General features: G+C 48.7%; 10 protein-coding genes. 6 read left to right on the top strand and 4 right to left on the bottom strand.

Going from position 1 to position 10,376, the window contains the following annotated elements:
* Positions 1-576 precede the first annotated feature (576 nt).
* A complete protein-coding gene (locus tag MiSe_RS44335; RefSeq protein WP_226592922.1) occupies positions 577-849 on the top strand; it encodes a hypothetical protein in 273 nt (90 codons plus the stop codon).
* Here the strand turns inward: MiSe_RS44335 and MiSe_RS44330 are convergent.
* The 4 genes from MiSe_RS44330 to purE all read right to left on the bottom strand — a co-directional run bounded on the left by MiSe_RS44330 (position 823) and on the right by purE (position 6,538).
* Entirely contained in the window at positions 823-1,845 is a 1,023-nt protein-coding gene (locus tag MiSe_RS44330) for an SGNH/GDSL hydrolase family protein (RefSeq protein ID WP_307731656.1), read from the bottom strand. The genes MiSe_RS44335 and MiSe_RS44330 overlap by 27 nt on opposite strands.
* 103 nt (positions 1,846-1,948) lie before the next feature.
* On the bottom strand, positions 1,949-3,304 hold the full coding sequence (locus tag MiSe_RS44325; protein ID WP_444980629.1) for an ammonium transporter: 1,356 nt from the start codon (positions 3,302-3,304) through the stop codon (positions 1,949-1,951).
* Between the two features lie 773 nt (positions 3,305-4,077).
* Entirely contained in the window at positions 4,078-5,652 is a 1,575-nt protein-coding gene (locus tag MiSe_RS44320) for an ammonium transporter (RefSeq protein ID WP_226592919.1), read from the bottom strand.
* Between the two features lie 361 nt (positions 5,653-6,013).
* Positions 6,014-6,538: a 5-(carboxyamino)imidazole ribonucleotide mutase gene (purE, locus tag MiSe_RS44315; protein ID WP_226592917.1), complete on the bottom strand. Its 525-nt coding sequence runs from the start codon at positions 6,536-6,538 to the stop codon at positions 6,014-6,016.
* A 61-nt stretch (positions 6,539-6,599) separates the two neighbouring features.
* Here purE and nagA point away from each other — a divergent pair, with 61 nt between their 5' ends.
* The 5 genes from nagA (at position 6,600) to MiSe_RS44290 (ending at position 10,139) form a co-directional block, all read left to right on the top strand.
* On the top strand, positions 6,600-7,862 hold the full coding sequence (gene nagA / locus MiSe_RS44310; RefSeq protein ID WP_226592915.1) for an N-acetylglucosamine-6-phosphate deacetylase: 1,263 nt from the start codon (positions 6,600-6,602) through the stop codon (positions 7,860-7,862).
* A gap of 74 nt (positions 7,863-7,936) precedes the next feature.
* Positions 7,937-8,548: a site-2 protease family protein gene (locus MiSe_RS44305; protein ID WP_226592913.1), complete on the top strand. Its 612-nt coding sequence runs from the start codon at positions 7,937-7,939 to the stop codon at positions 8,546-8,548.
* Between the two features lie 72 nt (positions 8,549-8,620).
* Positions 8,621-9,313 carry a magnesium protoporphyrin IX methyltransferase gene (bchM, locus tag MiSe_RS44300; protein ID WP_226592912.1) on the top strand — a complete coding sequence of 231 codons (693 nt, stop codon included), beginning with the start codon at positions 8,621-8,623 and terminating at the stop codon, positions 9,311-9,313.
* Between the two features lie 30 nt (positions 9,314-9,343).
* On the top strand, positions 9,344-9,745 hold the full coding sequence (locus tag MiSe_RS44295) for a hypothetical protein (RefSeq protein WP_226592910.1): 402 nt from the start codon (positions 9,344-9,346) through the stop codon (positions 9,743-9,745).
* Between the two features lie 13 nt (positions 9,746-9,758).
* A complete protein-coding gene (locus MiSe_RS44290; protein ID WP_226592908.1) occupies positions 9,759-10,139 on the top strand; it encodes a DUF423 domain-containing protein in 381 nt (126 codons plus the stop codon).
* Positions 10,140-10,376: the final 237 nt, after the last annotated feature.

The following is a 10,376-nucleotide window of genomic DNA, read 5'->3' as shown; positions in this document are numbered from 1 at the left end:
AACCCGGTTGCGCTCCCACATTGTCGGTAGGGACACGGCATGGGAAATTTTCTGTAGAAATCTAATTTGATCGTTGCCGTGTCCCTACGTGGCAAACCCGGTTGCGCTCCCACATTGTCGGTAGGGACACGGCATGGGAAATTTTCTGTAGAAATCTAATTTGATCGTTGCCGTGTCCCTACGTGGCAAACCCGGTTGCGCTCCCACATTGTCGGTAGGGAACATGCGAAATTGTCTGTACAATTCTAAATTTGATGATTGCCGTGCCCCAAAGCTGCCAACCCTAAATTTTGGTAAAGCAACGTTACGGGTATCTTGACAGTTGTCCCCAATCGGGCTATTGTCTCTCTTTAAGGTTGCTCGAGTTCAACGACAGTAACCCTTGTCCAGCCAAAAATCTAGTATCGCTGCCCAATGCTGCGGAAACAGCAATGGACAGCTTGACCCCCAAACTGTAAGAGCAGTATGGAGGCTAATGGAGAATTTTAACATTTCTCTGTAGCCACCCTGCTTTGCGCTGCCTGCGGGGTGGCTAGATTTTTTGGATTTCCAAGCCAAAAACTAGGAGAATATATCATGGCAGAAGAGTTTTTGTCCGACTCTACCGGATCTGCACGTCCAAATTCTGACGCCTTTGAACCGGAACGGGAAGCCGTGGATTTTATGATTATCGGTTCCCGCGAGCTAGTGATGCAAGAAATCCGCAATTTCTACGTCATGGGATTTGCTCAACCTGATGAGTGGAGTCGCTTGACGCCAGTACCCAATTCGGATCGGGTAATGACAATCCTGGTGCGCTACCGGAAGCGACTTTCTAGCGATTCATCGCATCGGAAGTCGGGACGGTAAGATCGGTGGACATGGTGCCGTACACCGCTCAGGACGCACCCTACGTGTAGAGAAGTTGCGTAAAGAAACCGGGTTTCTCTGAAAACGCAGAAACCCGGTTTCTTTAGGCGCGTTTTCCGGGGGTTTTAACCGATCGAATAGCATCAGTGCAGATTGCCAAACTAAATAACCTTGGCGCGAGAGGTGCAATCCATCGGTAGTCAATTCTGGGCGCAGGTTACCCTGTTCGTCGCTGAAGAGGGGATATAGGTCTAAATATTGTATGCCTTCTTCGGATGCGATCGCTGCCAATTTCTCGTTAAGAACCTGAATGCGACTGTTGGGAATGGCGAGTAAGCGTGAGCGTCCTTCCCAAGTTGTTTCTTCACCGCCGTGGGGTAAAATCGACTGCACGACAATTTGGGCTTCTGGATGGTGGCGTCGCAATCGCTGGATGATTAACCGCTGATTCGACAAAATATTATCGTCGTCATACCCGCGAATCAGGTCGTTAATGCCAATCATGACAAAAATCGTTTCTGGCTGAGTGCGGTCAAATAGTTTTAACCGCTTTAACAAACCTGCCGTAGTTTCCCCGGAAATTCCTTGATTTAGCCAGGTTTTGTCCTTGGGTAATAAATCCGTGGGAAACCACATACTCAAAGAATCCCCAGCCAAGATAGTTAAATGCTCAGGTTGGTTTTGGGCGGCTGCATTGGCTTCCTGCTTCATAATCGCCATCCATCGATTGTAAGTCAGCTGGTGGCGCGGCCCCAATCCAGATGGGAAGTTGGGTGTTTCCCGCGCTAAACTCTGTTGAGCGGTTGATGCGCTGATGGGAAAATCGATGGGGGACGAGTAATCTTTCAGTAGCAGGATGACTGTCAACATCAGTAAAGCGTTGGCAACTAAGGATAGATACGCCCAATTAGGAAGGGTTTTCGAGCGATGATACCGGCGATTGTATTTCACACGGTTGGGATCGGATGAGAAACGATCTGCTTTTTGATTTTGCATCTTTATAATATGCGTCCGCAATTCTCGATTCCCAGTTTGGGGAGAGTTGCGGACTGATGTTGCGATCGCTTTTCAACTTTAAGACTTTGGCAGCAGATGCAGGCTATTCGCGCATGTTGGTAAAACTTAAACCGGAAGCAAATTCTTCGCCGTAACCTTCTTCGCCGTGTTCGTTGATATCGAGTCCTTGTTCTTCGACGATTGGTTTCACGCGCAAGGGCATAAACAGCCCTAAAATTTTCAAGATGACAAAGGTGCCAGCTGCGGCAAAAATATATGTCGCTATCACACCAACAAATTGTTCCCACAATTGAGCCGGATTGCCGAACAGCAAGCCATTGTCTCCTGCCGAGTTAACGGCTTTGGTGGCAAAAATCCCGGTCAGCAAGGCGCCTATCGTTCCACCCGTGCCGTGGACGCCAAAGGTATCCAAAGAGTCGTCAAACTGTAGCTTTGCCCGCAAGCTGACGGCATAGAAACAGCAAACAGAGGTAATCGAACCGATGAGAATTGCACCAACTGGCGTGACGTATCCGGCGGCGGGGGTAATGCCTACCAATCCTCCCAAGAAACCGCTAGCAATTCCCACTGCGGTTGGCTTACCTCTGAGCACCCATTCCACAATCATCCAGGTTAACCCACCAGCAGCAGTCGAAATCATCGTGGTGACAAATGCAACCGTTGCCAAGCCGCCTGCTGCTAAGGCGCTACCGCCGTTAAAGCCAAACCAACCAAACCACAGCAACCCGATACCGAGTAGAACGTAAGGTACGTTATGGGGTGCGGCGGGTCGATCTGGGTAGGTTTTGCGGGGTCCGATCATCAACACAGCAACGACTGCGGAGACGCCGGAACTGATGTGTACGACTGTTCCGCCCGCAAAGTCCAGCGCACCTAATGCGCCAATCCAGCCTTTGCCCCAAACCCAGTGCGCCAAGGGAGAATAGATAAAGCTAGACCAGAGCAGCATAAACCAGAAGTATGCTTTAAAACTGATCCGCTCGACAATTGCACCCGAAATCAAGGCTGGGGTGATGATGGCGAACATCATCTGGTAGACCATGAAGACTTGGTGGGGAACTGTTCCCGCATAACCGATGGGGTCGGGTTGGTCAGCGGAAACGTTGTTCAAAAACAACCAGTCCAAGCCGCCAATGAATTGTTCTATACCTTGAGCAAAGTTGTCTTTGAGGCTGTCTTTGGTGACGTCGAAGGCAAGGCTGTAACCCCAAAGCGTCCAAGTGACGCCGACGAGTGCCATCAGCAGCAAGCTCATCATCATCGTGTTGAGGACGTTGCGCGAGCGCACCAATCCTCCGTAGAAAAACGCCAGCCCCGGTGTCATCAACAACACCAGTGCTGACGATATCAACATCCAAGCCGTATCACCCGTATCGATCTTAGGCGCTTCTACCGCTGCCGGAGACGCTTCTTGACGCGACGCATCGGGGGGCGCAATTGGCGCGGGGGTTATCACCCCTCCCGGAGCCGGACTTTGCAACCCGGATGGTGCTGTAGAATCGGGTACGGTTACTCCGGGTGTTGGACTTAACGTTGCCTCTGGTAACGGCGACACCCCCGTCGGACTAGTCAGTCCTGGGGCGGGACTTAACGTTGCCTCTGGTGAGGGGGAAACCCCCGTCGGGCCAGTCAGTCCTGGGGCGGGATTTAACGTTGCCTCTGGTGCCACCGTTGTGGGTGCAGTCAGTCCTGGGGCGGGACTTAACGTTGCCCCTGGTGAGGGGGAAATAGTTGTTGGCGCATTCAGTCCGGGTGCTGGACTGACAGTGGGCGATGCATCTTGGGCAAATACATTGCCCGACACGATACCGCCTAGCAGACACAGCGCGATTATGCCTGCAACTAAAACTTTTCTTAACACCTGCTCTGTTCCTTCAAGACAAACGAGTTGGGCGAATGACTTTCATTCAACTTCTCGGTAATTTACCTTACTGTATTTATCTATACATTTAATCTTAAAAAAATATTATAAAATCCGCTTCCCCATTGATATTTTTGGTAAAAGAGTCGCTTTCTAAAATTAAGGTTAAATTAGGCAAAATTTTTCTGGTAATGTGATTTGCAGGACGGCGCTGAAGCTCCTACTAAGAAAAGATGGCAAAAAATACCCGCCTTTTGTGTTCCTAGCGGGTAAACTTGAGTCTAATTTGTCAAAAACAGCAGGTATTAACCGCTGAAATAGGCGATTTTAGCTGGTTTTTGCCAGAGAAATCAGCCGTTCATCCCCTTATGTTTGCTAGGAAAACCGCCGGAACTGCCAGACATGCCGCCAGCGCCTGCTTCTTTGAGGAAACCGCTGTAAGCTTCCATGCCGTGTTCGCCAACATCCAAGCCGACGAATTCCTCCTCCGGGGAAACGCGGATACCGAGGGTCGATTTTAGCACATACCAGAAGATGCTACTGAGGAGAACTGTCATCCCTCCCACCGAGAGAATGCCGACAATTTGAGGAATTAAGCTGGTCAAGCCGCCACCGGCGAATAATCCGTGGGGGCCAACTGGTTTACCGTCAAGACCAACCATCCAAGGATAGGGACCGGGACCGACGGCAAACAAACCAACTGCCAAGGTTCCCCAGATGCCGCAGACGAGGTGAACCGAGATGGCGCCGACTGGGTCGTCAATTTTGAGTCGATCAATGAAGGTGACGGCGAAGACCACTAGAATTCCCGCGACAACCCCGATAATCGCAGAATTACTAACGGAAACCCAGGCACAGGAAGCTGTAATCCCGACTAAACCAGCCAAAATGCCGTTAATAATCATCGAAAGGTCGGGTTTGCCGAGATATAGCCAAGCTGTAATAGTGGAAGCCAAAGCGCCAAAGGCACCGGCGGTGTTGGTGGTGATGGCAATGTGAGCGATCGCGCCTGGATCTGCTGCCATTGTAGAACCGGGGTTGAAACCAAACCAACCCAACCACAGAATTAAACAGCCCAAGGTAGCAATGCTCATATTGTGACCGGGCATGGCTACGCTTTCACCATTTTGGTATTTACCCAAACGGGGGCCTAAAAATGCCGCACCCATCAAAGCTGCCCAACCCCCCACCGAGTGAACTACCGTTGAACCGGCAAAATCCCAGAAGCCCATATCTTGCAGCCAACCACCGCCCCAAATCCAGTGTCCCGTAATCGGGTAAGCAATTCCCACCAGCAAGACGCTAAAGATTAAAAAGTCAACAAATTTAATCCTTTCTGCTACTGCACCAGAAACTATTGTCGCTGCGGTTCCGGCAAATACCAGTTGGAAAAAGAATTTTGCCAGCAGGGGTACGCCCGTCCAGTTAAGGGCGCTGAAAATGCCTTTATAAGCTGTTCCTGTTGCAGGGCTATTATCTTCTCCTGTAAGGAAAAATCCGCCGCTGGTGCCTAAGAAGTCATTGCCATTGCTGAACATCAAACCAAAACCAATCGCCCAAAAAGCAATGGTTGAAAGGGCAAATACAATTAAGTTTTTGGCGAGAACGTTGACGGCATTTTTCTGGCGGCATAACCCGGTTTCCAACATACAGAAACCAGCATTCATAAAGAACACCAACATGGCTGTAATCATCACCCACATGGTGTCCAAGCCGACTTTCAAATCTCTTTGCGCTTGGGCGACGCTTTCTAGGGTAGGCGCATCTTGCGCCATTCCGGCATAACTCCACGCCAGCACAATTAAAAAGGCGATGGGGAAGCAAGCTTGCCAAGTGGGAGACAGCCGCCCGATAAATTTCAAGCTACTCGAAATTAGGGATTTTTTCGGTATTTTCCAGTTTCTCTTTCTTGTTCTATAAGACATACTCGCGTCCTGGGTTCTTTTGCTTCAAACGACTCTCAACGACTTTTGGGTAAAGCCGCTAATGCCTCAATTAAACTCAGCAGTCAATTGCGTTTAGATTGAAGCTACTTTGGCTCCAAATCTAAATTTTTGTTCTATACCACAGCCACTCAATTATTGCCACGATAGCGAGTTTTGGCTGTTGAAAGGTAATTTACGACACAACCTAACAAATAAGCAAGCAATCGTTCAATAATTATGCTGGTTTAAATGTTAGCCATTGTAGCGCCATGTCAAAATAAATTAATTTCTGCGGGGAATAAAAAACTGTAGGTTAAGATACAGTTTTTACCAGGGCTAAGTGCTAAAAATACAGATTTTTTTAGGGCATCTCGGCTAAGTATTGCTGATAACCCAACTGGGAAAGACGAGCTTGCTTATCCATTACGGATTGGGTTAAGCTTTGACGATATTGTTGCACCCGCTCTAGTAATTCTGGTTGGTGAGAAGCCAAAATCTGTACTGCTAACAACCCGGCATTTTTGGCATTGCCAATGGCGACGGTGGCAACGGGTATTCCGGCAGGCATTTGGACAATGGAATAGAGGGAATCAATGCCTTGTAGGTGACGGCTGGGAACGGGTACGCCAATCACTGGCAAGGGGGTGAGAGATGCAACCATACCGGGAAGGTGGGCAGCGCCGCCAGCACCCGCGATAATCACTTTTAAGCCGCGCTGATGGGCAGATTGGGCATATTCTACCATAAGTTCCGGGGTGCGGTGGGCAGAGACGATGGCGACTTCCCAGGGGATTTGGAATTCTTCCAGGATAGCGATCGCTTCCTTCATCGTAGGCAAGTCGGAATCGCTGCCCATAATAATACCGACTAATGGGTAATTGGTCATTGGTGAAGTGTAATTGGTCAATCCTTAGATATTCTGACAAAGGATGAATGATTTATCGCAAATGACTCTTGATCTTGATATTTTCAATGCTCGCCTGTTAGGTTACGAAGGCTTGCAGATGATCTTGGTCGATCGGATGGGCAGAATTAAGGAAATTCTGCCGATGGATACCGTTAGCAAACGAGTTGCGCCGACCGACCTCAAAGGATTAAATGTAGCGGGGGATTGGATTTCACTTGGTGGTGTGGATTTACAGATTAACGGGGCGCTGGGTTGGCCATTTCCAGACCTAACTCCTAAAAATGCCGATAAATTGCCCGAAATTTGCCAATTTCTCTGGCAACGGGGCGTAGATGGATTTTTACCAACTCTAGTTACCAGTTCGGTGCAGAAAATTCAGCAAAGTTTAGCCGTTTTGGCTGATTTCGCCGCCAAGCAGCCAGAAGATTCATCGGCGGCGAAGATACTGGGGGTGCATTTAGAAGGTCCATTTCTCAATCCCCAAAAGCGAGGGGCGCATCCGGCTGAATTTTTATTACCACTAACGATTGATAATGTCAAGCGGGTTTTGGGAGATTACGCCGAGATGGTGAAAGTTATGACTTTAGCACCGGAGTTGGACTCGACGGGGGAGGTAATACCTTATTTGCGATCGCTTGGGATTACGGTTAGTTTAGGTCACTCGATGGCAACTGCTGCACAAGCGCAACAAGCGTTTGAGTTGGGGGCGAGGATGGTGACCCATGCTTTTAATGCTATGCCGCCATTGCACCATCGGGAACCAGGGTTGTTAGGTGCTGCTTTGGTGCATCGGGATGTGCGGTGCGGGTTAATAGCGGATGGAGAGCATGTTTGTCCGATCATGTTAGATTTGCTGTTGCGGATTAGCAGATCCCCCCATGCCCCCCGAACCTCGGGGGGTTGTGTTTTCTTAGTCAGCGACGCCCTTGCACCCTTGGGGTTACCGGATGGTATTTACCCTTGGGATAACCGCAAGATTGAGGTAAAAAATGGCACGGCGAGGTTGCCCAACGGTACCCTAGCGGGAACTACGCTACCGCTGTTGGTAGGCGTGCAGAATTTAGTCAAATGGGGAATTTGCCAAGTGGAAGAAGCGATCGCGCTGGCAACAGTTGCACCGAGACGCGCGATTGGACTAATGATAGATCGAAGCGAACGCAGTCACGAAATCCCAACCAAGAAAGACAAAACAAACTGCGATTACCTGGGTCAACCCGCCAATCGACTGTTACGCTGGCATTGGGAAAAAACCACATCCTCACTCACCTGGCAGCGGTTGCAAAAATTAAGCCTGAACAAGTAACTTTCGGGAATTACCGATGCCTGGGTTGTAGCTATTGGGGATTCTGTAATTATTAAGAAAACCCAGTCAGCGCGATGTTTATTCAAACCCTTGCTACAAATACCCTCCTGTTTTTTAGGATAGTTTTAATTCTGATCCTCTCCATCAGCCTCCACGAACTCGCTCATGGCTGGGCGGCTTTAAGCCAAGGAGACGATACACCCAAAAAAACTGGTCACATGACGCTTAATCCAGTCGTTCACATGGGTTGGGAGTCGATTATTTTTCTTTGTATTGGCGGGATTTGCTGGGGGCAAATGCCCGTCAATCCAGCTAAATTTCGCTCTCCCAAATGGGGAAATATTTTAGTCTCCGCCGCAGGGCCATTGCTAAATCTGGGTTTAGCATTCTTGTTTATTATTATGCTCAAATTGTCCTCTATACCTCCAATAGATGGAATTTTAAGTTATCAATTTCTTTACATAGGTGCGAGTATTAACTTAAGCTTGTTTATCTTCAATTTACTGCCCATTCCCCCCCTCGATGGATTTCACGTATTTAGCGAAATTTTCCCAGCCTTAAAACCGCTAAAAGATAGCCCATTTGGATTTTTTGCCTTGATGATTATCTTTATGACTCCGGGGTTCTCTGAGGGATTGTACGCGATGTCAAATGTAGTTATCGCAACAGCGAGTGGTGCGGGCTGAATTTGGATGCCTCACAGAGCGCGGACAATGGTAAATTGAAACGTTGGGAACAGTGCAGCAAAATCCAAAGTTATGAACGCAGTTGACGATAAAACAATTGTTCGAGAATACTTCAACGCTATCGGATTTGACCGCTGGCGGCGCATCTACGGCGACGGCGAGGTAAACAAAGTCCAGTTAGATATCCGCCAAGGACATCAACAGACAGTCGATACGTTAATCGAGTGGCTAAAATCCGATGGTAATCTAGCAGGACTATCAATCTGCGATGCCGGATGCGGCGTCGGCAGTCTCAGTATTCCCCTCGCTGAAGCTGGTGCTAAAGTTTACGCCAGCGATATCTCCGAAAAAATGGTGGGAGAAGCGAAGGAAAGAGCGAAAAAAACCTTGGGTAATGGGGATAATCCTACCTTTGCGGTGCAGGATTTAGAAACTCTCAGCGGTCGCTACGATACGGTAGTTTGTCTGGACGTTCTGATCCATTATCCCCAAGAAAAAGCCGCCCTGATGATTTCCCATCTCGCATCTTTGGCAGAGTCTCGCCTGATTCTGAGTTTTGCGCCTAAGACCTTGGCTTACAGTTTACTGAAAAAAATCGGCGATTTCTTTCCAGGTCCAAGCAAAGCGACTCGCGCCTATCTACACCGGGAAGCGGATATTATCAAAATTCTGCAAAACAATGGTTTTACTATCAAACGCCAGGGGATGACGAGTACCCGCTTTTATTTCTCGCGCCTATTGGAAGCGACTCGCAAGTTGGGCTAAGATCGCGGCAATACTGAATAGGCCGGGATTATGCTGTTCAAAAAGGTAGCTGCGACTTTACTTGTAGGATTTGGCGGACTTTGCATAATAGCTGGAGTTTATGCGCCGTTTAACTCTGAAATTACGCCACAAGAGAGGAGAGAACAAGCTTTTTCTTGCCTTCTCGTTGGCGTACCCTTAACTGGATGGGGTGCATGGATATTCAGGGGAATAGCGCGAAAAGCTGAAAAAGAAGCTCAGCTTAACCTCCAGTCTATTTTTTATCGTCTGATTGAACAAGGCAACGGGCAAATTACAGTCTTGCGCTTTGCAATGGAGGCGCAGCTACCAGGAAAGGAAGCAAAGCAATATCTCGATCAAAAGGCTAAGGAATTCCAGGGGAGTTTTGAAGTGACCGAAAATGGAGATGTGAACTATCGCTTTCACCTTTAGGAAACCGAATTGTATGACTCAGATTTTTATGGCGATCGCATCCATCCTAGCAGGTATAGCCGTCGCCGCTGGCGCCTTCGCTTCCCACGCTTTAAAAGAAAAACTCACCGAACGGGCAATCGAAATTTTTGAAACCGCCGCTCGTTATCAAATGTATCATGCCCTAGCCCTATTATTAGTCGCCTTGCTATTAACTCGCGTCGAGACACCACCGCCATTTCTCACCGCAGCAGGATTTGCCTTTATCGCCGGAATTGCGATGTTTTCCGGTAGCTTATATACCATCAGTTTATCCGGTATCAAATGGCTAGGCGCAATTGCCCCCATCGGCGGTGCAGCATTTTTGATTGGATGGGGTTGTTTGGCAGTTGCCGCTTTTAGTTTTAAGTATTAGCACCTCTATCTGTAGGGTGCGTTAACGCAGTGTAACGCACCATTTTTCACATCATAAATATTTGGCCAAAATAGATCGGACGGGCAGGATGCCCATCCCACAAGCAAGAAGGGCAGGATGCCCATCCCACAAGCAAGAAGGGCAGGATGCCCATCCCACAAGCAAGAAGGGCAGGATGCCCATCCCACAAGCAAGAAGGGCAGGATGCCCATCCCACAAGCAAGAAGGGCAGGATGC

The organism is Microseira wollei NIES-4236 (assembly GCF_020521235.1).
GTDB classification, from domain to species: domain Bacteria; phylum Cyanobacteriota; class Cyanobacteriia; order Cyanobacteriales; family Aerosakkonemataceae; genus Microseira; species Microseira wollei.
This window is presented reverse-complemented; position numbering and strand designations above follow the sequence as displayed.